Genomic DNA, 22,982 nt, shown 5'->3' with positions numbered 1-22,982 from the left:
GATCTGCGCAACTGGATCAAGGGGTGGAACGAGAATCCCAAACCGTTTATCTGGACGAAGACCGCCGAGGAGATCCTCGAATCACTGGGACGACTATTAAAACGAATTAACGGCGCGAGACACTAGGGGCTCGTTTGCCTCGTTCACGACGACTAGGAGCTCATTGGAGGGATCTGTGACGATCGCAATTAATGCAGACCTGTAAGCGGCGGAGTCAGAATCGTCGGCCTTGTCACCCCTTGTTGTGCTGATTGGATCGTCCGCAAGAAGGAGCATCAGCGCCCTGAGGTCCTTGTCGGAAGCCCTGCGCAGAGTGAGCTCCTGAGCTTTAGCGCTGAGAGTAACGGGTACGTTCAGAGTACGAATCACTCTCCCAGTCTCCCATTTATCGTCCCTGCAGCGCCCGCTGAGGGATCGTTCTTCGGACACCTACCCAGTATTGAGCACGTATTGACCGGCCGGCTTCGCTCCAATGCGCGAAGCCTGTAGAAATGGTGAGTGACCACAGATGAGCCTGATTACTTTCTTTTCGTTGGAGACGTTGACAGTGAATCGGCCACAACGAAATTGAGGTCGAGCGGTGTCTTCTATCTTAAGAAGCTGCTTAGTTCGAAGCCTGAAAATTGGACCACGATCGTGGCCATGATTACTTCGCCGCACTGTCGTGGTGCACTGGTCGTTCTGAGGCGCAGCGACTACGAGGCAATGTGCCGGCCCGAGTATGAAGAAGCGTCTAGGGCCCTGCTAAATGCTCTCGCCGACCGCTCTCACGTGGTTCTCGTCCATGAAGCAGTGTTCCTCACCGACGAGCAGCGCGCGGCCAACGACGTTTCACCAGTTGAGCGTGCCATGGAGATTGACGTCACTCACGCGCTTAGCGATGAGGATCGCGCCTTCTTCGAATCTATTAGGGAGGATCCCTTCAGAGCGATTTCCGACGCCACACGGGAGCGCGTGAACGCCATGCTCCGGGATCGTCAGCTTAACGTCTTTCCGTACCGCACGAACGTGGAACGTTCGATCATCGCGAGCGGGTTCCTAGAGGACAATGAGCGGCACCTGCTCTTTCGCTTCTACGTCCCCAGCGGTCGTCTCTACGCGCAAGAGGCGGAGGCTCTCCTCGGCCTCTTCCGCGAGTGGCTTGGCCAGACGGGCCACAGCCGCGTTCGTCAGGAGGGCTACAGCACTGCCGCCGGCCAAGTGTTCGAATTCTTCAGCGGGGACGGCCAGCCTGAGGGTGGATTGAGCCGCTACTTCGAGGATTTTTCGTCCTTCCTCGGGGACTGTGTGGCCATGCCAGCGGCCGCTATCGCCCAGCTCATCGCGAACGGCGTAACGGAGGACGCAGCAACAATCATCGTGTCGCGGTATGCGACCCGAGCACGCCGTCTCAGCCTCGACCTTAAGCAACGAAGGGAGGAGCGGGTGCTGAGCTTGAAGCATGAACTCGAGAACATAGTGCTTGAGGTCGATGAGTTGAAGAGTAGGGACCTAGAGGCTGTATTGGACGAGCTGCTTCCGCCTCCGGCGGCTATCGGGGTTATCGAGGGGCCGAAGTTGAACCCAAGTCCTTCCTTAACAGTCAATAATTTCAATCCGCAGTTCATCAACGAGGTTGCCGGTTCGGTGGTCCAGAACATCGCGGGAACCGTCAACCTCGGAGCCGAAGCGAAACAGTTGCTCGAACTCGTTGCGACCTTCGGCGGCCATGAGCGCACTCAGCTGGAAACGGCTGTTCACGAGCTGGAGGACGGCGGTGCACGAGGGGCCGAACGTGTCGCGGCGCGTGGTCGTCTCAAGCGCTTCTTGGCGGACCTCGGCAACCGCGGGCTCGGCGTAGGCCTCGACGTCCTACAAGGGTACGTCGAACACAAGATCGGCGTCTCGTAAGCGGAAACCTGGCAGCCTTGTGAGAAGGTCCGTAAGCCGGTCCTCCACCGGACAAACCCGCCCATGAAGTGCATCGTTGCGACTGCTGGCCACCGACTGTACCGTAAGGGGTGTCCGGTAAACTGACCGGTGATGGGGCCTTATATGACACACTGGACCGCATGTCTAACTTCATGGTCGGCTACGCACGCGTATCCACGGAAGAGCAAGACCTCACCGCACAGCGTGACGCACTGGCTGCCCTTGGCGTGGAGCCGGAACGCGTCTATGTTGATCACGGCTTCACCGGCAGAAACAAGCACCGCGCAGGACTCCGCGAAGCCCTCGCTGCGTGCCGGGCCGGAGATACCTTCGTTGTTACCAAACTCGACCGCCTAGCCCGTTCCGTCCGGGACGCCCACGAAATTGCGGATGACCTGGCCAGCCGCGAAATCAAACTCAACATCGGCGGCTCCGTCCACGACCCCACCGACCCAATGGGCAAACTGCTATTCAACGTACTGGCGATGATCGCCGAGTTCGAAGCCGACCTCATCAGCATGCGCACCCGCGAAGGAATGAAAGTCGCCAAGGCCAACGGACGGCTCCGGGGAAAGCAGCCAAAACTCACCGTGAAGCAGGAAGTCCACCTCCTGGAACTGCACGATGTGGGGAAATACACCATGGCCGAACTATTCTCCATCAGCCGATCCACCATCTACCGGGCCGTTGAACGCGGACAACGCAGGGCAGCCGAGCCAATACGCTCCTGAGAATTGTGCAGATGACTTCTGATGAGCTCACTCAACGCGAAGTCAGGCTAAGCATCGGAGGCTCCGTCCGCGATCCCACCGTTCAAAACCGGATCAGCACCGACACACTCTAAACGTGAACTTCCGTACCGATCCTCCTCAGACCCCAACCCTGTCTCCGGCCGTCAACTCTGTCTCCGGCCATTAACCTAGCTCTGGGATGCTGGCTGTACGCTCAGCCCGGCCAGAAACAAGTCCACGCCGAAGTTAAAAGCATCATCAGCACCGTCACTGGCCCCCGAGCTGTCGTCATCTCCGCCTCCATCCCGCGTGACCAGCCCGGCGCGGACGAGATCAGCCTGGGTCTGTTCCTCCGCCACGGCCCCAAGGATGTAATGGGTCACCGCTCTGGCAGCCCACCCAGCCTGCGGCTCCCCGAGGCCTGCGGTGGCCAGCAGCCGGCGCAACGTAATGACCGGGCCCAGCGCCTGGGGGTCCAGGGCCTGGGCAAGGGACACCACCTCGGCCCCGTCCCGAACCTGCAGCAGCGCCCGGCGGATCTCCAGCGCCAGCCGCCGGATCGAGCCCGCACTGGCGCCCGGACCTGCCGCGCCGCCGTCGCCCGCTACGTCATCCGCTGCCGCGCCGCCGTCTACGTTCTCCAGAATCCGCTCGGCCAGGACACCCAACAGCTCCTGCTTATTTTTTACATGCCAATACAGGGCCCCCGGCTGCACGCCGAGATCCCGGGCCAGCCGCCGCATGGACAGATCCGCCAGACCATAGTCGCGCAGGATTTTCAGTGCAGTGTCGATAATCTGCTGTCGTGATAGTGACATCCGCATCCTGATCGTTTGTGTACACGTCCCATGGAAGTCCCGGGCCGCAGTCCCTCCATAATGCCGCACGATTGAAGCGCTGCGCGCCCGGGCACTCCCCCATCGCGGTCCTGGCCATCGCTCCCGGCCCGAATAGCAGGCCGGCGTCGAGCAATGCACCGGCCTTCACCGGAACCGGCAACGCCCAGGGGCCCTCCCATGCGCGGCCGGACCAACGTCAGGGAAAGTCCGGCACCCCTGGGAAAGTCCAGCACCCCCAAAGTCCAGCACCCCCAAAGTCCAGCACCCCCGAAGTCCGGCACCCCTACCGCCGCGGCGTCCGCTAAGGCAAGATCGAAGCATGGAACCGTCCGCCGCATCCCCTGTCCAGCCCATGCTCGCCAAGGCTGTGGACGCCGTGCCGGATCCGGACAGCGTCCTGGGCGGACTCAGCTACGAGCCGAAATGGGATGGCTTCCGTGGCATCGTCTACTTTGACGGATCGAAGGTGGAGATCGGCAGCCGCGGGTCGAAGATGCTAACCCGCTATTTTCCCGAACTGGAGAGTGCCTTCGCCCGGCTTTTGCCCGGCCCATGCGTGCTCGACGGCGAGATCGTGGTCCGCAGCGGAGAACCGGGCCGCGAACGCCTGGATTGGGAAGCCTTGTCGCAGCGCATCCACCCGGCCGCCAGCCGAGTCCGCAAGCTCGCCGAAGAGACCCCGGCAATGTTCGTCGCCTTTGACCTCCTGGCGCGGGGCAAGGACAGCCTCCTTGGCACCCCCTTCGGAGAACGGCGCGCGGCGCTCGAAGCACTGGCCGGAGACCTCGGCGACCCGATCCACCTGACCCGGACCAGCACGGACGTTGCGCTTGCCCGCCACTGGCTCGTCGAGTTCGAGGGCGCGGGGCTCGACGGCGTCGTCGCCAAGCCGCTTGCCGCCGCCTACGCGCCCGGCAAGCGCCTGATGCTCAAAACCAAGCACCACAGAACGGCGGACGTGGTGCTCCTCGGTTACCGCGTCCACAAAAGCGGCAGCGGTGTCGGCTCACTCCTGCTGGGCCTCTACGACGGCGACGGCGAACTGCGGAATATCGGGGGCGCGTCCGCGTTCAGTGATGCCCGCCGGCTGGAACTGATCGATGAGCTCGCCCCGCTCGTCCTCAAGGACGACGACGGCGCCGTCGTCACCGGCGAGACGGAACGCAGCCGCTTCTCCGCGGGCAAGGACATCTCTTACGTGCGCCTGCGGCCCGACCGGGTGGTTGAGGTGCGCTACGACCAGATGGAGGGCGCACGATTCCGGCACACCGTGCAGTTTTTCCGCTGGCGCCCCGACCGGGAGGCACGGTCATGCACCTTCGAGCAGCTGGAGCGGCCCATTGCCTATGACCTGAACCGGGTGCTCGCCTGACGGCCAGATGCTCGCCTGACGACCCGATGAGGTTTCCTGCTGCGGCGCTACGTAGCCGCCGGGTCCGGCTTGCGGGCGCGGCTGGGCTGCACCCGCGGCGGCTCCCCTGGCATTTTCGGGTAATCAGGCGGGAAAGGCAGCTCGCCCAATCCGGCCTCCACGTCCCGCTTCCACCAGCCGAGCAGCTCCCCGATTGTCCCGGGCGTCGCACGCATGTCGGCCCACGGGTCGCCGACCGTTTTAAGCCGCTCCGGCACGGTGGCAAGCGTGTAGTTCCGCGGATCCGCGTTCTCCAGCTCGTCCCACGCCAGCGGACAGGAGACTGGCGCGTGCGCCAGGGCACGCGGGCTGTAGGCGCCTGCAATCGTCCGGTCGCGGTTCGCCTGATTGAAATCAACGAAAACCCGACGGCCGCGCTCTTCCTTCCACCACGCCGTCGTGACCTTCTGGGGCATGCGGCGCTCAAGTTCACGGGACGCCGCGATCACGGCGTGACGCACATCCAGGAATTCGTGTACCGGTTCGATCGCGGCGAACACGTGCAGGCCGCGGTTTCCGGAGGTCTTGATAAAGGCGGTGAGGCCAGCCTCCGCCAGCACGGACCTCAGCTCCAGTGCAACCGGGACCGCATCGGCAAAGTCCGTGCCCGGCTGCGGGTCCAGGTCAATGCGCAGCTGGTCCGGATTGTCCGAATTGCCGGCGCGGGAAGCCCACGGATGGAACACCACGGTGTTCATCTGTACCGCCCAAACGGCAGCCGCCGGCTCATCGATGACCAGCTGCGGATGGGACCGAGCGCTCGGATAGACGACCATCACCGACCGGACAAACTCCGGTGCGCCCTTAGGCGGGTTCTTCGAAAAGAACTGCTCGCCGTCGATCCCGTCCGGAAAGCGCTGCAGGGAGACCGGCCGGTCTCCATTGGCGGCAACGAAGGCCTCCCCCACCGCCACGATGTACCGGGCAAGGTCCAGCTTCGAGATCCCCGGCTCCGGCCAGAGGATTCTCCCAGGGCTGGAGATCCGCACCTCGCGTTCCCCATGCGGTCCGCCGACGGGAAGTATTACTGCTTCGCTTGCCATAGGAACAACCTACTCAAGGAAGGCCGCCGCGTCATGTGTTTCCGTTCGGCACCGAGAACTCAGGACTGTTCGTGACGACGGGGCGGAGCCGTGACAACGGGGCGGAGCCGTGACAACGGGGCGGAACAGCACCGTCATCACGGTCCCGCCCCGTCGTCAGCGCGACGCGGCAGGAAACCAGCTGATTCCTCAGGGTCGTCACGCGGTTTGGGCGCACTGTAGCCCGTCGGCCGTACGGCCCATGCAGCTCATCCCGCCAGGCAGCGCCGGCTGCCCTGGCGTCGGCACCGGACCGACCAGGTGAACGGTCAGCCCCACCTCCGAGCCGAAAGCATTGCGACCGAAGAAGCGGTACATCGATTCCGTGGTCCGCAGTCCGATGAAGTTCGGGTCCCGGTAGTGAACCTCCGTATCAAAGGGCGCCAACCCGCAGACGGATAAGCTATCTGTGTGGCGCGGCGGATCCCACGCCGTGACCTCACTCCCCCTCGATCCGGAGCCACCGGGTTTCGGCTCGATGTCCCTCGGCCACAGCCAGCCGGCGTTGCCGGTCGTGACCGCATCGAACACCTGCTGCGGCGCCCGTCAATGTCGGTTTCGGAGACGATCTCAAAGTCCTTACCCACGGTTCTGCTTCTCGATCAGGCCGGCGCTTCTGCCGGCTGCCTGGGGTGATGAAGCCGGATAGCGGGCAGCGGTAACGCTTGGATGAAGGGCGCGCTGGCGAACCGGACCTCGCCGCCCATGACAAGGTGGCAAGCGGCTTTGGGCCGCCGCCGCTCCGGTCATCGGGGTCCCGACATCGACCACCGGCCGGGCCTCGACCGCCAGCACCCAGCGGGCGGAAAGCCGGTCTGGGGACAGCCCCGGATCCGGCTGGACCGCCGCCAGCGCCGCGGGTGAAATGACGAACGACGACGCCATCACCGGCACGATGCACTCGCTCACGTTGCCCTTGCGGCGCTCTTGGATCAGTTCCACCAGACCGTGCCGCTCCAGCGCCTTGAGGTGGTAGTTCACCTTCAGTTGGCCCAGACGGTTGGGCCGCAGGAAATCGCGCTCGTGGTGATCATCCGTCGCGACGAGCTCGGAGGCAGCCCAGCGGGGTGCCACCCTATGGTCAGTCCAGGAACATCATTCCTGGAACGGCCGAACCTCGGTTGGAAGGCCGGTCACGCGGGTGGCCCTGCGGCCCCAGTCGAGGGCGGCGTCAAGATCTGATGCGGTGATGATCCAGAAACCGCCCAGGTGCTCCTTACCCTCGGCGAAGGGGCCGTCGGTGGTGAGCACCTCCCCATCCTGGAACCGCAGCACGGTGGAGGTGTCCGCCGGGTAGAGGCCCCCGGTGAATACCCAGGCTCCGGCATCCTTGATCTCCTGGTTGAGGACGTCGATGTCCTGCATCACTTTCTCCAGAAAATCCGGCGGCGGGATCTCCCCATCGGGCTGATACATGCTGAGCAGATACTGGGTCATTCCGTGTTCCTCCTTATGGTTGACGCCAACCTTTTGCCGGCGTCCCAACGGTCATAAGAACGGCCTACGCCCGCGAGGACAACCGCACAACAAAAGAGGCGGAATTTTTCGGTCGTCACGGATGCTGCAGAACTCAGCCTATTCACAGCCTACGAACGAAGCAATTGACTGACTAGTAAGCAACGTAAGCCGAGGACAAAGGCACTAGGATAACCACGCAAAGCAGGGTCTGGCGGGCCAGCTCGAAATCGGGCCGGATGCCTTCGATGAGCTCACAGTCGTGGAGCTTGCCGGGTTCGTCCGCTCGTTCTAGAGACGTTCGAAATTGCCTCCCTTTCCTGGGGAGGAAACGGAACCTCGACACCCAGCTGCGTCCCGGCAGCAATGGCGGGCGCAGCTGGCGACGGCAGTTAATGCCTTCCTGGAAAAGTGGACAGTCGGTCGATTTTGCCTGCGGTAACGAGAGATATATATATCGTGTGTATTCCAATGCGCGGAAGAACGCGATGGAAGGCAATCCAAAGTAAGGGTCGCGGCGCTTCTCCTTCTTCGGGACACCGCCGGTTCCCGTCGTTATGCTGCTTAGACCGGTACCGCCGCAGTGAGTGAGATCCTTTTACGCGACATCCCCACGACGGGCGGTTGCCTCGAATATGGGGACTACCTCGACAAGGTGGGGGCTCGTTTGAGAAGCTGCAGGCGGCTCCGGTTAGCCTCATTTCTGTGGCACATGGCCTAGCGATCGAGTAGCAGGGAGCGACTTTGAGTTCATAGCCGGAAGTGGCACGGCTTGTGCTGCGGGCGAAGCAGTTGATTGGCTCATTGATTTCTGCGCCGCTGAACATCGAGATCATGCCTCGAAAGTAGCAAAACGGGACCGGTCAGGCCGGCAAGTGCGCGGCGCCGTCGGGCCTGGACCTTTGCCGGCGGCCCGCTACGCACGCCGGTCTTGCGCCGGTGATAACGTGTCGGATATGTGCGTCGAAGTTGCCTGTTTTGGCCGCCCCACCCATTGATGAAGGAAGGCTTGTCTGCTCTCATGGGGAATTTCTCCTCTGCGTGGAAGGGATTGCTCCTCGGCTTCCGAACCTTTCTGCGTTGGCTTGCCCCGAAACATCCGGCCCAGGTGATTGTGGCAGGCTTTGTGGGCGCGATCGCTGCCGGAACGTTTTTACTGATGCTGCCGGTGGCGAAGCAGGGCCCGGGCGGGGCCTCCCTGCTGGAATCATTGTTCACCGCTACTTCCTCCGTTTGTGTTACAGGGCTGATCGTTGTGGACACGCCGGTATTCTGGACTCCGTTCGGCCAGACAATCATTATGGTTTTGATTCAAATCGGCGGCTTTGGTGTCATGTCGTTCGGCACCGTGCTCGGGGTTCTGGTGGCCCGAAGGCTGGGCCTGCGGTCCAGGCTATCGGCCGCTGCGGAGACCAAAAGCACGGGCATCGGAGATGTGCGCCTTGTCCTGTTGGGGGTCCTGAAAATCAGCCTCGGCACGGAGGCCGTCCTGGCACTGGTACTGACGATGCGTTTCATGACCGGATACGGTTACGGGCCCGGCAAAGCACTGTGGCTGGGCGTATTCCATTCAGTTTCCTCATTCAACAACGCCGGATTCGCCCTGTTTTCAGATAATCTGACGGGCTTCGTGGCCGACCCCTGGATATGCCTTCCCATTGCCGTCGCGGTCATCATCGGTGGACTCGGATTCCCGGTGCTCTTTGAATTGCGCCGCCAGTACCGCCGTCCGGTGCTGTGGAGCATGAACACCAAACTCGTCCTGAGCGGGTCGGTGGTGCTCCTGATCGCAGGAACGGCATTCATTGTGGCCGTGGAATGGATGAACCCTGCCACTTTGGGACACCTGCAGCCGGGCGAACGGATTCTCGCCGGATTCTTCCAGTCAGCAATAACCCGGACAGCGGGCTTCAACAGCATCGATATAGGCCAGATGCACCCCGTGTCCTGGATGGGCATGGATATCCTGATGTTCATCGGGGGCGGCCCCGCCGGCACCGCTGGAGGGCTGAAAATAACGACCTTTTCCGTACTGTTTTTCATCCTTTCCACCGAGGTGCGTAGCGGAACCGCCGTCAACATCTTCGGCAAGCGCCTTTCCCGCGCTGTTCACCGGCAGGCCATCACTGTTGTCCTGCTCGCGATCGCCCTGGTCGTCGTGTCGACCATGATCCTGATGCTCATCTCCGGCTTCGGGCAGGAGAAGATTCTCTTTGAAGTCGTCTCCGCGTTCGCCACCGTGGGGCTGTCCACCGGCATCACCGCCGGTCTCCCGCCGGCTGGGCAGGTGATCCTGATCATCCTGATGCTCGTTGGACGCCTCGGGCCCGTCACCCTCGGATCAGCTCTGGCCCTGCGGCGTCGTCCCATACTCTATGAATTCCCCAAGGAAAGGCCACTCATTGGCTAAGAACATTTTCTCCACCCGGACCGGCGACCGGATCGCGCAGGCCAACTCCGTCGCGGTCCTCGGATTGGGCCGCTTCGGGGGTGCCCTCGCGCTGGAATTGGAAGCCCAGGGCACGGAAGTCTTGGGGATCGACGCCGACGAGGACACCGTTCAGTCGTTCAATGGGCGCCTGACGCATGTGGTGCGCGCGGATTCCACGAAAGAGGAAGTGCTGCGCCAGCTCTCCGTCCACGAATTTGACCGCGCCGTCGTGGGCATCGGTTCAGACATCGAAGCCAGCATCCTCACCACGTCACGGCTTCTGACCTTTAAGAGACCGCAGATCTGGGCCAAAGCCATCAGCGAACCGCACGCGGAAATCCTGGGCCAGCTCGGGGTTGAACACGTCATCCGGCCCGAACACGACATGGGCCGCCGGGTCGCCCATCTGGTCCTGGGATCGATCCTGGACTACGTGGAGTTCGAAGACAACTTCGTCATGATCCGAACCCGCCCCCCGGCGGTCGCGACTGACCGACCCCTCGGAGTGCTCCAACTCCGAGACAAATACGGCATCACCATCGTCGCAGTAAAGCGCTCCGGAAATGCTTGGGAACACACGACGGCCCAGACCATCCTCGACGGTGACGACCAAATCATCGTGCAGGGAACCAAACCGCAAGCCGAAACCTTCAGCAAGCTCCCCTGAGCGACTGGCGGAATATTCGCGGAAGAGTTCGTTTCAGACGTACTTCAGGAATTGAAGATCGATTACGTCCGGCGCGGACCTCGCAGGAGAACGGCGGGTCGCATCCGCGCAGGAATTTCGCAGTGCCCGAGACGACGACTCCTGAGCGCCCCCGGGGGCAGCTACTGCCACGCTCCTGCCACCGGTCAGCGCTCGCTAAGCGCCGCGGTGTCGCCGGAATCAGGCTCGCAGTTGCGTTCGGTGTTCGGGATGAGCCGCTCGTGGAGCAATTGGGCCAAGTGCTTGGACGGGCTTTTTCCTATTTGTTCGATTTGGAGGCGGCAGGAAAAGCCATCGGCAACTACCTCATCTTCCGGACCGGCCTGTTGCAAGGCCGGCATGAAGGACTGTTCTGCACATGCGACCGAGACGTCGTAGTGTCCTTTTTCAAAACCAAAGTTACCGGCGAGGCCGCAGCAGCCGTCTGTGACCGAGGTGACGTCAAGCCCCGCCGAGATCAGCAGTTCCGTGTCGGCTTCAGTGCCGAAGGTACTGCGCTGGTGGCAATGGAATTGCGCCAGCGCTTTGGTGGGCATGCTGTGATCGAAATCCAGACCGCGGCCGGAGAGCGCCTCGGCCAGGGACTTTACGCGGGCCGAAACACGCTTCGCGGCGTCCGTGTTGAGCAGTTCGACGACGTCGGTGCGCAGCGCTGCCCCGCAGCTGGGCTCGAGAACGATGATAGGGGTTTCGCTCCCGTCATCCAAAGCCGCCACGGTGCGCCGCATGATGGTCTTGGCGGCGTCGAGCTGCCCGGTGGAGACCCACGTCAGCCCGCAGCACAACCCCCGGGGCGGCGGAAGGGTTTGGTAACCAGCGGCACGCAGCAATGCGACAGCCTGCCCCGTGATCCCAGGCGAAAATGAATCAGTAAAGGAGTCAAGCCACACGATGACCGGCTGCGCCCCGGCCATATCAGGGGTGGCCATCTCAGGGGTGGCCGTACCGGGGGCGGGCGTGCGGCGCAGGGCGCTGCGCCCGGTGCGGCGGTACAGTTTCGGGATGGCGCGTTGCTGGTCGATTCCGCCCAGCGTCCTCGCCAACTTGGCCACGCCGGGGATGCTCATCGCAAGGTTGACCAGCGGCGCAATGGGCGAGGCGAGACGGAGCCAAAGCGGCAGCCACCCCATGGAGTAGTGCGAGGCCTGCCGGATCCGGCCCTTGTAATGCTGGTATAGGAATTCGGCTTTGTAGGTGGCCATGTCCACCGAAACCGGGCACTCGGAATGGCAGGCCTTGCAGGACAGGCACAGATCAAGGGCATCCTTGACCTCGGTGGAACGCCAGCCTTCCTCCTGCAGGGAGCCGTTCATCATCTCGGAGAGCAGTCGGGACCGGCCCCTGGTGCTGTGGCGTTCGTCCTGGGTAGCGCGGAAGGACGGACACATGCCGCCTCCTGAGGTTGTGCGGCAGGATCCGACGCCGACGCAGCGGCGCACCGCCTTGGTAAAGTCACCGGAGTCATCCGAATAGGCGAAGGCCAGACCTTTCGTGGCGCTTTGCTGTCCCAAATTGCGCAGATCCGCGTCCAAGGGTGCGGGATCGACGATGATGCCCGGATTGAGCAGTTTTCCGGGGTCGAAAGCATGTTTGAAGGCGCCGAAAGCCGCCAGCATCCGGGGCGAGTACTGCCGGTCGAGCAGTTCCGAGCGGGCGCGTCCGTCGCCGTGTTCACCGGAGAGCGACCCGCCATGGGAGGTTACCACCTCTGCTGCGGCTTCCTGGAAGTGCCGGAAGTGGCGGACCCCTTCGGCCGTGAAGAGGTTGTGATCGATGCGGATGTGCAGGCAGCCTTCACCGAAGTGTCCGTAGAGCATGCCGTGGACGTTGAACCTCGCCATTAGGGACCGGAAATCCCTGATGTAGGCACCCAGGTTTTCTGGAGGGACGGCGGCGTCCTCCCACCCCGGCCACGCTTCCTGACCGTCTGCGGTACGGGAAGCCAGCCCGGCGCCGCGTTCGCGAATAGACCAGTAGCCGCGCTGCGCGGCGCCGACGATGATCTGCACGTCGATGGCACCCGTCTCGCGTGCCACCTTGCGCATCTCCTCCGCCTTGGCGCGGGCGTCGTCGTCATTGAACCCGCCAACCTCCACCAGCAGCCACGCGCTGCCCTCCGGCAGGGTAGGGCGATGCCCGGGCCCCGGCCGGGAGTCGGAGGCGCGGACCAATTCGGCTTCCATGCCCTCCACGGTCAGCGGGCCTGCCTGGGCCACGACGGGAGCCGCGACGGCGGCAGCATATTCGTCCCGGTAGCCGGCGACGACGAGTTGGCGCACGGGCGGGGACCTGACCAGTTTCACGGTCGCGGCCGTGATAAGAGAGCAGCTGCCTTCACTGCCGACGAGGGCCTTGGCAACGTCAAGGTTGTTTTCGGGTAAGAGGTACTGCAGGCCGTATCCGGAGATCTGCCGGCGGAAAGTTCCCAGTTCGGTGCGGATTTCCCCCAGATAGGCGTCTCGGACGGTGATGAGTTCTTTCACCAGCCCGGCAGCGGAATCCGGGATGGGCTGGCCGGTGCGGCCGTGGGCGGCGACGGAGGCTGAGGTGCCGTCGGCCAAGACAAGGTCCAGAGCATGGACGTTGTCCGCGGTCGTTCCCCATGCCACGGAGTGGGATCCGCAGGCATTGGTGCCGATCATCCCGCCCAAGGTGCACCGGTCGTGCGTGGACGGATCAACGCCAAAGGTGAGCCCGTCATGCTCTGCTCGTGCCCGGAGTGCGTCCAGGATGACCCCGGGTTCGACGACGGCGGTACGGGCTTCGGGGTCCACGGACAAGATGTTGTTCATGTGCCGGGTGAAGTCAACGACTACTCCGGGGCCGATGGCGTTGCCAGCAATATTAGTTCCAGTGCCGCGCGCGGTGACAGGGATGTCCTCCTCCCGGCAAACCTGAACTATGAAGGCGACGTCCCCGGCATGGCGTGGAAAGGCAACACCTTGGGGCAGCACCCGGTGATTGGAGGCGTCGCTGGCAAACGCGGCTCTGGTGCCGGCGTCAGTACGGAAATCCCCATCGATGCTGGCACGGATTTCTCCGGCCCATGTCGGCGTGATGTCAGAATTCATTTCAGTACAAGCTTTCTGGGGGTCTCATCGGCCGCGGACTGCAACCGACCGTGGTCAAGGCCCTGACCGCCGAGGGCCTTGACCAATTGTTCCAATGCCTGGGGCGGCTGAGGGCTGTCCGGTTGGCCGGCGTCCGAGGCAAGGACCAGCCGGTCCCCGGCGGCTCGTGCTACCGCCGCGAGACCGGTCTCGGTCATTCCTGGCTGATGCCACAGCTGGTAGGCGGTAATTTCCACGTAGGCTCCCACATCGGCGAGTTCACCGATCTCGGCCGGGCTCATCCCAGGAACCGTATAGGAGGGATGGGTGAGCAGGAACCGGGAGATGCCACGGCTCCTGGCCTGGTCGAAAAGCCACCGGCATTCGCGTCTGCTCAAATGCCCGGTGCAGAGCACTGCGTCGTGGTCGGCAATTAAATCCAGAACGAGGGCGATGTCGGCCATCTGGTTGTCTCGAGGAACGAGTACCGGGGGAACGGCCAGCGTGTGCCGGTCAAGGCGGGGATCCAGGTCGTTCAGCCGCGGCAGGTGCGCGGACTCCTGGGTGTGTGCATCGGCGGTGGGGAACCAGATCATCCTGCCACCACTGGAAAGAGCCGCGAGAACCGCCGCGGGATTGATGCCTCCCGCGGCGCTGTTCAGCGCCACGCCCCCCACCACGTCCAGCCCGGACGAGCGGGCCAGCGCGGCGGCGCGCCCTACTGTGGACTCGTGGTGGGCTTTAAGGACAAACCCGCTGAATCCCGCGTCAGCGTAACGGGAGCAGATTTCATCGTCGTAGCCGATGCGGTCCACCACATCGGGAGCGGCGTGCACGTGCACGTCAAACATGGCGTCCACCTCCCCGAGGTTCAGGAGCGAGACCGGCACGAGTCAGAGTGTCGATCACGAAGCTGTTGCGGGCTTCTGCCAGTATTGGCGTGTCGGCGCGAAGCTTCCGCAGGGCCGCGAGGTCCAGTGTGGCCTCCAGAATGGTTTCTGAGTCCCCGGCGTTGGCGAGGGTGTTCCCGTCTGGGCCAAGAATCCGGGAACCGCCCCAGAATCTGGCGCCGCCGTCCGTTCCGCATCGGTTGATGAACACGACGTAACACTGGAGCAGCAGGGCCGTGTGCTCTAGAATCACCTGCCAGGTGCGTTGTATCTGGTCGGGGTTGGTGCCGTCGATGCTGGCCACGGGCACGATGAGTACCTCGGCCCCGGCCCTGGCGGCGAGCCAGGGTACGACAGGGTGCCACATGTCGTTGCAGATCACCGTGGCGCACCGGGCGCCACGGATCACGGCGGTCTCCAGGACGATGCCGGCCTCAAAGCTGAGGTGCTCGTTCCAAGGGGAATAGGAGACCGGGTGGATTTTGTGCTGGAAGTCCCTGGTCCTTGCGCTGGAATCGGCGAGCATGTAGGTGTTGCGGGGTAGCCCTCTGCCTGCATTTTCGGCGAATCCGATGCCGATGGCGGCGGGCCCGGAGACCAGCGAGTCCAGCCTCGGGTCGTCCGCGGTCAACGCTTGAAGGTCGGCGCCGGGGCCGAACCCGTACCCGTTCAGAGCCAGCTCCGGGGTCAGTACCAGGTCGACGTTTCCGAGCCGGTCACGCAGATCGATGATCCTGGCGATGTTCGAGTCGACTTCGCCGAAGACGGGGGCGGTCTGGAGCAGCCCCACGGTGAGGACGGGGGGCCGCTCCCGGCCGGTTACTTCAGTTTGTTGGCCGTCAACCACCCGCTGGCCACCTCCTCAGGAGTTTTGCCGTCAACGTCGATCTGCGCGTTGAGCTTCTGCAGTTCGTTGGTAGTCAGCAGCTTGCTGACCGGCTCCATCGTGGTTTGGATCTGCGGGTTCTTATCCAGCACGGCGCTGCCCACGTTCAGGGACAGATTGTAGGGCGGGAAGAAATGCTTGTCGTCCTCAAGCACGGTCAGCCCCAGGGAAGCGATGCGCCCGTCGGTGGCAAAAACTTCACCGAAGTTGCAGGGGTTGTTCTTCGCTATCGCGTTGTAGATCGGTCCTTCGGCCAGGGTGGCAACCTTGTCCTGGGGCAGGCTCATGCCGTAGGCCTTCTCCAGCCCGGGCCAGCCGTCGTCGCGGCCAAAGAATTCCGAGGCGCCGCAGAAGGTGGCGTTCCCGGGGTCGGTTTGAGCCAGTTTTGCATAGTCCGAGAGCGTGGAGACACCCAGTTTCTTTGCGGTCTCGGTCTTGACCGCCACGGCGTAGGTGTTGTTGGCGGCGGCCGGCGGCAGCCAGACGACGTTGTTCTTGGCCTTGTCCATAACGCTGAGCTTCTGGTACATCACTGTCGGGTCAGTGATCGTTTCCTTCTGCTGCAGGTCAGTGATCCAACCGGTGCCGGTGTATTCCCAGTACATGTCGATGGCTCCGCTGGTGAGGGCACCCCGAACAGCGTTGGAGCCGCTCATTCCACAGGTGCGCTTCACCGTCGCTCCCTGGGATTCGAGCCGTTCAGCAGTGATTTCACACAGCAGGAGCTGCTCGGTGAATTCCTTCGAGCCCACGTTCAAGGTGGCACCCTTAAGCGGGCCGTCTTGGGCCGGGCCCGCGGCCTGCCCCGGGCCGCTGCTGTTCAGGGCGCAGCCGCTGGTCAACACCACGCTGAGTAACCCGACGGCAGCAAGCAAACTTTTACGCATCTGTGTCTCCTTTTGGATTGGTTGTTTTTCAGATTCCGCGCGGACGAAGCAGGCGCTCGGCGATGCCGGCCAGCCAGTCCACGGTCAGGGCCAGAGCGATGGTCAGCGCGCTGCCAAGAATGAGTACGGGCATCCGGTTCAGGGAAATCCCCGAGGAAATGATGGTTCCCAAGCCACCCGCGTTGGTGAAAGCGGCCAGGGTAGCCACCCCCACGTTCAGGATCAGCGCGACCCGGATCCCGGCTAGCATCACGGGGACTGCGAGGGGGAGCTCGATGGTGTAGAGGACCTCCCGGGCACTCATGCCCATCCCCCGCCCGGCGTCGATGAGCGCCGGGTTGACCTGCCGGATGCCGACCATCGTGTTGCGCAGGACCGGCAACAGGGCATAGACGACTAAGGCGATCACCGCCATCCAAAAACCGACCCCGAACAGCATGGCCAGCAGGACCAGCACACCGATCGAGGGGACGGCTTGGCCTGCATTCGCTGCAGCCAAAACAGCCCCGCCGGCTCTGCGGGCACGGGGCCGGGTCAGGGCCACGCCGGCCGGGACACCGATGACGATGGTCAGCACGGTTGAGACGGCCACCAGCTGCACGTGCTGCCACAGCGAGGCAAGGACCACCCCGGGGGCCATGCTGCGGGTTTCACTGGAATCCAGGGGAATGGAGCTGACATACAGGGAAACTCCGACCACGAGGGCAATCACGATCGCCGGCATCACCCAGAGCGTTGAGCGCCGGCTTCCCGGCAGCGTCACCCGTTCCATCACGGTCGAGCTCATGAGAGCGCCCTCGTTGGTTCGGCAGCGGCGGTCAGCAGCCCCTGCAGGTCAATGAACCGGGTAGCACCTGTTTCGAGCTTCACGCAGACTCCTTCCGCCCTCGCGGCCAGGACCTGTTCCAAGGCCCGGTGCACAGTTTCCCCGGCACCCACCTGCACGGTCCTGAGCAGGCCGCCGGCATCCGGGGTGGACAAATCGATGACGTCCGACACCTTCAGCAGGGAGAGCCTGCGAACGGCCGCGCCGGCGCCGACAAAATTCCGGACGAAATCGTCGGCCGGATTGCTCAGTATCTCCAAAGGCGTGTCGAACTGGGCCAGCCTGGACCCTGCGCCGAAGATCGCGATCCGGTCGCCCAGGCGCAGAGCCTCGTCAATATCGTGGGTGACAAAAACGATCGTCTTCCGGATCCTTTCCTGAAGGCGCAGAAATTCCAGCTGCAGTTTTTCCCGGGCGATCGGGTCCACCGCGCCGAAGGGTTCGTCCATCAGCATCACCGGCGGATCCGCCGCCAGGGCCCGGGCCACGCCGACCCGCTGCTGCTGGCCACCCGAGAGCTGACGCGGGTAACGGCGGGCATACGTAGCCGGTTCCAGACCGACCAGCTCCAGCAGTTCCTCAGCCCGTTGGACCCTCTTGGCCTTCGGGATGCCCAATAATTTTGGCACCAAAGCAACGTTCTCGGCGATCGTCAGGTGCGGCAGGAGCCCGATCTGCTGAATCACGTAACCGATACCGCGGCGCAGGCGATCCACGTCGACGTGGGTGACGTCCTTGCCGTCGATCCAAATCCGTCCCTCGCTGGGTTCGACCAGGCGGTTGATCATCCGCAGTGTCGTGGTCTTCCCGCACCCCGAGGGGCCGACCAGAACCACGAACTCACCGCGCTTGATTTCCATCGACAGGCCAGTCACCGCGGCCTTGGGCTGATCGGCGTAGCGTTTCGACACGCCGTCCAGGAAAATCATGGTGTCCGGGCTGCATTCTGGTTTTTCAGACATTTAATCCTCGCAGAGTGGTGATTTTCGCGATCGCGATAAAAAGGAGATCAAGGACCAGTGCCACCAGCACAACCCCGATCACTCCCGACAAAGCCTCATTCAGGGCGTTCGCTCCCCCGATGCGGGCCAGGCCGCGGAAGATCAGCTCTCCCAGTCCGGGCCCGCGGACGACGGCGCCGATCGCGGCGGTCGCAACAAGCATGATCGTGGCCGTCCGGATACCGTTCAGTATCACCGGCCATGCCAGCGGGATCACGACCGTGCGCATCCGCCTTCCCCGGCCCATGCCCAGGCCCCGGGCGGCGTCGATGACCGCTGGGTCCACGCCCTCAATTCCGGTCACTGTATTGCGCAGGATCGGGAAGATCCCATAGATCGCCAGAGCCACCACGGTCGGAGCGACGCCCAAGCCCAGCAGCGGGATCATGAGGGCAAACAGGGCGAAGGATGGGATGGTCAGGAGCGTGCCGGTCACGGACAACAGCGCCTGCCGCAGACCGGGCATCGACTCCGTCACCAGGGCAAGCCCTATTCCTATGACCGCCGAAATTGCGACACTGATGAGAACCAGTTCAGCGTGCTGCTCCGCCAGGAACAGCAAACGAGTAGCGTTATCGGCCAAATACGACAGCAACACGGCGATACCGGATCAGACTGTGGGAAGGGCCGCGAACGCGGGCTTGAAAAAGGGCAGGGCGAAGCGTTGCATGATTTCTCCTGTTAGTTTCTTGACTAGATGGATAAACGGAAAGTTCGAGGACAGCAGATCCAGGTTTCCGGAACATGGAGTGGCCACTACGCCAAAGAGCGAACCGCCGAAAGTGGTTGTTGAAAAGCCTGGACGGCCGAAAGCAGGTGACCCGCGAACACGTGTATATGAGGTTCAATACGGAGTGCAGGGCCCGAAATGTTCACGGCAGCTGTAATTCGTCCAGAATAATCGCGCACCGGTGCGCCGATGCCCAACAGTTCCGGGTCAAATATCCGGTTTGCCACCGTGTAGCCCCGACGGCGGGCGTCCTGCACCCGGGCAAGGAACTCCCGGGCCTCCCGGGCCGTGATGCCGTCGTCGCCCCGCCGGACGATATCGACAATATGTTCATCTTCATGGTCCAACAGCAGCGCCATCCCACTTGAACTGCGGTTCACCGGCACTGTGCGTCCCACCCAGCCCACCGCTTCAATGGAGCGCCTCGAGCTCTCCGAGTGAACCGTCAATACCTCGCCATCGCTGAGCACCGTCAGATACGTCCGCTCCCGAACCATCTCGGTCAAGCGCAACATCACCGGCCCCGCGGTTTTCATCAAACGCTGATCACCGGCGCGCAAAGCCAGAGCAAACAGCCGCCAGCTCAACTCATATCGACCTGCAGCATCGCGGGCAACCAGGCCGCTCTCCAGCAGACTTTTAAGCTGGCGCGACACGACCGATTTTTCACGCCCCATAGACCGCGAAACGTCAGAAACGGTCATACCCTCCGGAAACTCTGCGACGTCCGCAGAACTGAGTACGTCAAGGATTGCCATAACCCTCGCCGCTCCAGTGTGTTTCTGCTCCATGACCATGTCCCAAATACTAAGCATCGGATGTGACGTATGCAACAAGCCGTTGCATAAACCGCAACGGTTTCCGAGAAGTCTTCACTTCTGAAGACGGACCCCGCCCACTTGCACCGTGGGCCAGGTGAGGAAACAGTTGTCTCGGACCCTTAGGCGGATACGCTTCGGGACGGGGAAGAGCTCACCAGGAATGCCTGGTCAAAAAACTCCTTCAGCCGGTCGCACAGCATCAAAAATTCCGGGTGGTCACTGTACATAAAATCATTGTGCCGGCCGTCGACGGTGTACAGCGTTTTCGGGGACGACGCCGACGCGTACAAGGCCAAGGCCTCGTCGTAAGGGTGCAGAGAATTGCGCGACCCATGTCCGATGAACAGCGGCGTCGGCGCCAGGTTCCTGACCACTTTTCCCACCTTCAAATCGAGAATCGATTCTGTGAACTGCAGCCGGGTCGGGTGTCCAAATCCGTACACTTGAGCGAGTTCTTTTTGCACGTAATCGTCCGTTGCAGGATCAAGCGGGTAGTGGGCGAAGGTGTCTGCCAGTTTCGATTCTCCTTCAAGGACCCGCCGCACGCGGTCTTCGTGCACCTCGTCGAGAATCCGGGTCCATTCATCGTAGGAATGAATCGACTTCAGCCACCGTTCACCATCGTAAAATCCATTCAGCGAAGCCACGGCAGCAACGTTTCTTCCCTTTTCAGCGGCGAGGACCACATTGGCCGCGCCCATTCCCCATCCGATGAGTCCCAGCTGTTGATCATCAACATCTTTCTGTGACTGCATGAAAGTGACCGCATTGCGGATATCCGCGACCTGCTCTTCGATAAGAACCGTGCCCTTGTCACCCTCGCTGTCTGCCATCCCACGGTAGTCGAATCCAAGGCAGATGTATCCGCGCTCCGTCATCTGGCGCGCGAACATCTTCGGGTAGAACTCATTGAATCCCTGGTAGCCGGAGTTAATAATTAGGGCCGGCTGGGGTCCGCTCGTTGAATTGTCAGGGTAATAGAGCGTGGCCTTGAGGCGGCTGCCTTCACTGAAGAATGTTGTTTCTTTCTCAATCACTTTTTTTCCTTCGTTTAGTACTTAAGCAGGCGATACTTCGAATGGCTGGCAGCCGCTGCGGCGTGCTCTCAGTCACACGCCTTACTATGCAAGCACGTTGCTCGAAGTGCAATGGAGCGATGCAGATACTGCAACCAACATGTGAACCCCCGCAAAGGGGAGGGGAAGCGCTAGTGCCTGAGCTGCCGGTCGTTCCTCCGCTAAGCGTCGCTCACGGCGATTCCACCTGCCGGCAGGGATCGGTGGCTCCGCCGTCATGTCCTGATGCGATAGCGAAGATATACAATCCCGTTGCGGAAACGCCGCTCCTCCAGCAGTTCGAGCTTCAGGTGGACTCCATCGGGAAGGAAGTGTTTGCCCCCTCCAACGACGACGGGCGTAACAAACATGCGGCACTCATCAACCAGGCCTGCCTTGATCGCATGGGCGGCGAGGTCAGTGCCGCCCACAGTCATGTCGTGTGCCGCCGTCGTCTTCATCTTCCGGACCGCCCCGACGTCGAAATCCCGCTCAATCCGCGTCCTGGCGCTGGAGGCCGCCTTCAGCGTCCCGGAGTACACGATCTTGTCGGCCGCCTGCCATATCTCTGCAAAGTCCCGGACAAAGGGAGACTGGTCCGTCCGGGCGTATATGGTCTCCCAGGCGGCCATCACCTCGTACATCCGCCGCCCGTAGAGATAGGTGCCGACCTGGCGCTCGAGGTCGTTGACGAACCTGTGCACCTCCTCGTCCGGCACACTCCAGTCGAAGCTGCCGTCCTTGTCCGCTACGTAGCCGTCGAGCGACGTGATACCGGAGTAGATCAGTGTGGCCATGCTGCGCCTTCAATCCGCATGTCGGTTGCGCCTTCACGGTAGTCCGGTCGGAGATTCACCGATAGTCCGGTCGGGGTTTTTGCTGGTAGTCCGAGGATAGATTCAGCGGCCCGCGGCCCGCAACAGATCTGACTCAACTTCCCGCGGCCGCAACAGGTCTGACGCAGCTGCCCGCGCCCGCACCAACTTGCCCCGGTCATTTGTCCGGGGCCTTGCCTGAGCCGGGCTCGGCGACATCCATCTGGAGGCACGGCACCGGCGGGTCCTGCTACTTTTCGGCCCCGGCCACCATGCCCTTGATGAAGTATTTCTGCAGGAACAGGTAGGCCACCAGCACCGGTGAGCCGATGGCCCGGGCAATGGTCTGCACGCTGGGTTTGGCCGGCAGGTAGACGGACATCGAGTAGTCATTCCAGATGGCCACGCCAGCCAGGATCACCACGGTGGCGGTGACCGGCTTGAGCACGGGGATACGATGCGGAAAAGGATCTGGAACGTGTTTTTCCGACTTCTCTCGGGATGCCGACCGGCCGCCCCTTTGTGCGGCACGGCCGGTGATCAGGACCGCCGGTTAGCGCGGTCCGTTGTCGAGCAGGTTGATCGTGGTCGTGACGTGAACGATGTGCCGCCATCCGCGCCGGGCAGCCAGGACGGCGGCCGGGCTGACACGGAAGCCTTTGCTGTGCACAATGGTCAGTAGCTCGGCATCGATGACGTCCTGCCGGAGTTCATTTAGCCAGGACAGGCGGATGGCCGGGCCGGAAGGCAGCCGCAGCCGCTCGGTGATCCTGCCGCCAAGCGCGCCGGCCACCAGGATTGAACCGACCCCGACCAGCACCAAGACGTCGACGGGGGCTCCGGCGTTGGCCACGACGAGGGAGGGGACGAACAGTGCGATGATGAGGCCGATCCGCTGCATCAGTGCCCGCAGTAGCTGGCCTTTGGTCCGTCGCCGCGCGGTCAGCGAGGTCAACTCCCGGTCGGAATTCCGCTGCGCCCTCAGCCGCCACTCCTTGGCGGTCCCGAGCAAAGTCCTGACGTTGGCTTCCGCAACCTTCAATTCCGCCGGGTATTCGTTCCGCAGGTCCACGAGTAGCGGATCCTCCCGGTCTGACCACTCCTGGGCAAGGCGGTGATTGATTGCCGCGGCAAGATGGTTCAACCCCATCCGCGCTGCCGAACTTATGGGAACCTTCGGATATTCATCGGCCGCTTCAAACCCGCCGGCGTTCCGGCCTTCCGCCAGAATCCCATAGCGGGGTGAACCATCCGTCATGACGTAGCTGCTGACGACCCGAGCGCCGGCATGCACTGCGGTGGATTCAATGGTTGGGGACATAGGAGAGGCCTTTCGGGCTGAGATTAGGGTTCAGGCACCGGGTGAACGGCGTCTGTATTGGCTCTCCCCCCACTCTGCAGGGCCAACTCTAAATTAATGATGGCACACCTTCGGCCCGCGCACACATTGCGCCC

At 62.6% G+C, this 22,982-nt stretch carries 21 protein-coding genes; 5 read left to right on the top strand and 16 right to left on the bottom strand.

Translation table 11 applies throughout. From position 1 onward, the window contains the following. Positions 1–498 precede the first annotated feature (498 nt). Positions 499–1,890, top strand: coding sequence for a hypothetical protein (locus tag QMG52_RS15985; RefSeq protein ID WP_283561406.1), 1,392 nt, complete (start codon positions 499–501; stop codon positions 1,888–1,890). A 161-nt stretch (positions 1,891–2,051) separates the two neighbouring features. Then, entirely contained in the window at positions 2,052–2,642 is a 591-nt protein-coding gene (locus QMG52_RS15980; RefSeq protein ID WP_283561405.1) for a recombinase family protein, read from the top strand. A 188-nt stretch (positions 2,643–2,830) separates the two neighbouring features. Here the strand turns inward: QMG52_RS15980 and QMG52_RS15975 are convergent, their stop codons facing one another. Further along, a complete protein-coding gene (locus QMG52_RS15975) occupies positions 2,831–3,460 on the bottom strand; it encodes a TetR/AcrR family transcriptional regulator C-terminal domain-containing protein (RefSeq protein WP_283561404.1) in 630 nt (209 codons plus the stop codon). Positions 3,461–3,800: 340 nt separating this feature from the next. Here QMG52_RS15975 and QMG52_RS15970 point away from each other — a divergent pair, with 340 nt between their 5' ends. Then, the gene (locus tag QMG52_RS15970; protein WP_283561401.1) at positions 3,801–4,853 is read left to right on the top strand and encodes an ATP-dependent DNA ligase; all 1,053 of its coding nucleotides are present in this window, start codon (positions 3,801–3,803) and stop codon (positions 4,851–4,853) included. A gap of 47 nt (positions 4,854–4,900) precedes the next feature. Here the strand turns inward: QMG52_RS15970 and ligD are convergent, their stop codons facing one another. The 3 genes from ligD to QMG52_RS15955 form a co-directional block, all read right to left on the bottom strand. After that, positions 4,901–5,935 (bottom strand): non-homologous end-joining DNA ligase, encoded by a 1,035-nt coding sequence (gene ligD / locus QMG52_RS15965; protein ID WP_283561399.1) that lies wholly within the window; start codon positions 5,933–5,935, stop codon positions 4,901–4,903. A gap of 618 nt (positions 5,936–6,553) precedes the next feature. Beyond that, complete coding sequence (locus tag QMG52_RS15960) at positions 6,554–7,048, bottom strand: hypothetical protein (protein WP_283561397.1); 495 nt, start codon at positions 7,046–7,048, stop codon at positions 6,554–6,556. 21 nt (positions 7,049–7,069) lie between these two features. Next, the gene (locus tag QMG52_RS15955) at positions 7,070–7,411 is read right to left on the bottom strand and encodes a YciI family protein (protein WP_283561396.1); all 342 of its coding nucleotides are present in this window, start codon (positions 7,409–7,411) and stop codon (positions 7,070–7,072) included. A gap of 1,039 nt (positions 7,412–8,450) precedes the next feature. Between QMG52_RS15955 and QMG52_RS15950 the strand changes: the two genes are divergently transcribed. Then, positions 8,451–9,839: a TrkH family potassium uptake protein gene (locus QMG52_RS15950; protein ID WP_502920550.1), complete on the top strand. Its 1,389-nt coding sequence runs from the start codon at positions 8,451–8,453 to the stop codon at positions 9,837–9,839. After that, complete coding sequence (locus tag QMG52_RS15945; protein WP_283561393.1) at positions 9,832–10,527, top strand: potassium channel family protein; 696 nt, start codon at positions 9,832–9,834, stop codon at positions 10,525–10,527. Before QMG52_RS15950 ends, QMG52_RS15945 begins: the two co-directional genes overlap by 8 nt. A gap of 185 nt (positions 10,528–10,712) precedes the next feature. On the opposite strand, the gene QMG52_RS15940 is transcribed toward QMG52_RS15945, so the two are convergent. The 12 genes from QMG52_RS15940 to QMG52_RS15885 form a co-directional block, all read right to left on the bottom strand. After that, positions 10,713–13,637 carry an FAD-binding and (Fe-S)-binding domain-containing protein gene (locus tag QMG52_RS15940; RefSeq protein WP_283561391.1) on the bottom strand — a complete coding sequence of 975 codons (2,925 nt, stop codon included), beginning with the start codon at positions 13,635–13,637 and terminating at the stop codon, positions 10,713–10,715. After that, on the bottom strand, positions 13,634–14,467 hold the full coding sequence (locus QMG52_RS15935; RefSeq protein ID WP_283561390.1) for a DUF6282 family protein: 834 nt from the start codon (positions 14,465–14,467) through the stop codon (positions 13,634–13,636). The genes QMG52_RS15940 and QMG52_RS15935 overlap by 4 nt, the downstream gene beginning before the upstream one ends. Beyond that, positions 14,460–15,353, bottom strand: coding sequence for a carbon-nitrogen hydrolase family protein (locus QMG52_RS15930; RefSeq protein ID WP_283561389.1), 894 nt, complete (start codon positions 15,351–15,353; stop codon positions 14,460–14,462). Before QMG52_RS15930 ends, QMG52_RS15935 begins: the two co-directional genes overlap by 8 nt. After that, a complete protein-coding gene (locus tag QMG52_RS15925) occupies positions 15,326–16,279 on the bottom strand; it encodes a glycine betaine ABC transporter substrate-binding protein (protein WP_283561388.1) in 954 nt (317 codons plus the stop codon). Before QMG52_RS15925 ends, QMG52_RS15930 begins: the two co-directional genes overlap by 28 nt. Before the next feature lie 28 nt (positions 16,280–16,307). After that, a complete protein-coding gene (locus QMG52_RS15920) occupies positions 16,308–17,066 on the bottom strand; it encodes an ABC transporter permease (RefSeq protein ID WP_283561387.1) in 759 nt (252 codons plus the stop codon). Further along, positions 17,063–18,067, bottom strand: coding sequence for an ABC transporter ATP-binding protein (locus QMG52_RS15915; protein ID WP_283561386.1), 1,005 nt, complete (start codon positions 18,065–18,067; stop codon positions 17,063–17,065). The genes QMG52_RS15920 and QMG52_RS15915 overlap by 4 nt, the downstream gene beginning before the upstream one ends. Further along, positions 18,060–18,689: an ABC transporter permease gene (locus QMG52_RS15910; protein WP_283561385.1), complete on the bottom strand. Its 630-nt coding sequence runs from the start codon at positions 18,687–18,689 to the stop codon at positions 18,060–18,062. Before QMG52_RS15910 ends, QMG52_RS15915 begins: the two co-directional genes overlap by 8 nt. 173 nt (positions 18,690–18,862) lie before the next feature. After that, complete coding sequence (locus tag QMG52_RS15905; RefSeq protein WP_283561384.1) at positions 18,863–19,633, bottom strand: IclR family transcriptional regulator; 771 nt, start codon at positions 19,631–19,633, stop codon at positions 18,863–18,865. Between the two features lie 143 nt (positions 19,634–19,776). Beyond that, positions 19,777–20,694 (bottom strand): alpha/beta hydrolase, encoded by a 918-nt coding sequence (locus QMG52_RS15900; protein WP_283561383.1) that lies wholly within the window; start codon positions 20,692–20,694, stop codon positions 19,777–19,779. Between the two features lie 254 nt (positions 20,695–20,948). Then, positions 20,949–21,509 carry a dihydrofolate reductase family protein gene (locus QMG52_RS15895; RefSeq protein WP_283561382.1) on the bottom strand — a complete coding sequence of 187 codons (561 nt, stop codon included), beginning with the start codon at positions 21,507–21,509 and terminating at the stop codon, positions 20,949–20,951. Between the two features lie 268 nt (positions 21,510–21,777). Further along, positions 21,778–21,975: an ABC transporter permease family protein gene (locus QMG52_RS15890; protein WP_283561381.1), complete on the bottom strand. Its 198-nt coding sequence runs from the start codon at positions 21,973–21,975 to the stop codon at positions 21,778–21,780. A 105-nt stretch (positions 21,976–22,080) separates the two neighbouring features. Next, entirely contained in the window at positions 22,081–22,848 is a 768-nt protein-coding gene (locus QMG52_RS15885) for a hypothetical protein (RefSeq protein ID WP_283561380.1), read from the bottom strand. Between the last annotated feature and the right edge of the window lie 134 nt (positions 22,849–22,982).

This window comes from Paenarthrobacter sp. PH39-S1, assembly GCF_030063245.1.
Classification (GTDB): domain Bacteria; phylum Actinomycetota; class Actinomycetes; order Actinomycetales; family Micrococcaceae; genus Arthrobacter_M.
The sequence above is the reverse complement of the archived record's forward strand: the minus strand, read 5'-3'. Positions and strand labels throughout refer to the sequence as shown.

What these genes read in the sequence shown, in the direction of transcription:
- QMG52_RS15975 (WP_283561404.1), bottom strand. Translation starts at nt 3,460, where the DNA reads ATGTCACTATCACGACAGCAGATTATCGACACTGCACTGAAAATCCTG.
- QMG52_RS15955 (WP_283561396.1), bottom strand. Translation starts at nt 7,411, where the DNA reads ATGACCCAGTATCTGCTCAGCATGTATCAGCCCGATGGGGAGATCCCG.
- QMG52_RS15935 (WP_283561390.1), bottom strand. Translation starts at nt 14,467, where the DNA reads ATGTTTGACGTGCACGTGCACGCCGCTCCCGATGTGGTGGACCGCATC.
- QMG52_RS15885 (WP_283561380.1), bottom strand. Translation starts at nt 22,848, where the DNA reads ATGTCCCCAACCATTGAATCCACCGCAGTGCATGCCGGCGCTCGGGTC.
- QMG52_RS15970 (WP_283561401.1), top strand. Translation starts at nt 3,801, where the DNA reads ATGGAACCGTCCGCCGCATCCCCTGTCCAGCCCATGCTCGCCAAGGCT.
- QMG52_RS15920 (WP_283561387.1), bottom strand. Translation starts at nt 17,066, where the DNA reads ATGAGCTCGACCGTGATGGAACGGGTGACGCTGCCGGGAAGCCGGCGC.
- QMG52_RS15950 (WP_502920550.1), top strand. Translation starts at nt 8,451, where the DNA reads ATGGGGAATTTCTCCTCTGCGTGGAAGGGATTGCTCCTCGGCTTCCGA.
- QMG52_RS15925 (WP_283561388.1), bottom strand. Translation starts at nt 16,279, where the DNA reads ATGCGTAAAAGTTTGCTTGCTGCCGTCGGGTTACTCAGCGTGGTGTTG.
- ligD (WP_283561399.1), bottom strand. Translation starts at nt 5,935, where the DNA reads ATGGCAAGCGAAGCAGTAATACTTCCCGTCGGCGGACCGCATGGGGAA.
- QMG52_RS15940 (WP_283561391.1), bottom strand. Translation starts at nt 13,637, where the DNA reads ATGAATTCTGACATCACGCCGACATGGGCCGGAGAAATCCGTGCCAGC.
- QMG52_RS15980 (WP_283561405.1), top strand. Translation starts at nt 2,052, where the DNA reads ATGTCTAACTTCATGGTCGGCTACGCACGCGTATCCACGGAAGAGCAA.
- QMG52_RS15905 (WP_283561384.1), bottom strand. Translation starts at nt 19,633, where the DNA reads ATGGTCATGGAGCAGAAACACACTGGAGCGGCGAGGGTTATGGCAATC.
- QMG52_RS15915 (WP_283561386.1), bottom strand. Translation starts at nt 18,067, where the DNA reads ATGTCTGAAAAACCAGAATGCAGCCCGGACACCATGATTTTCCTGGAC.
- QMG52_RS15895 (WP_283561382.1), bottom strand. Translation starts at nt 21,509, where the DNA reads ATGGCCACACTGATCTACTCCGGTATCACGTCGCTCGACGGCTACGTA.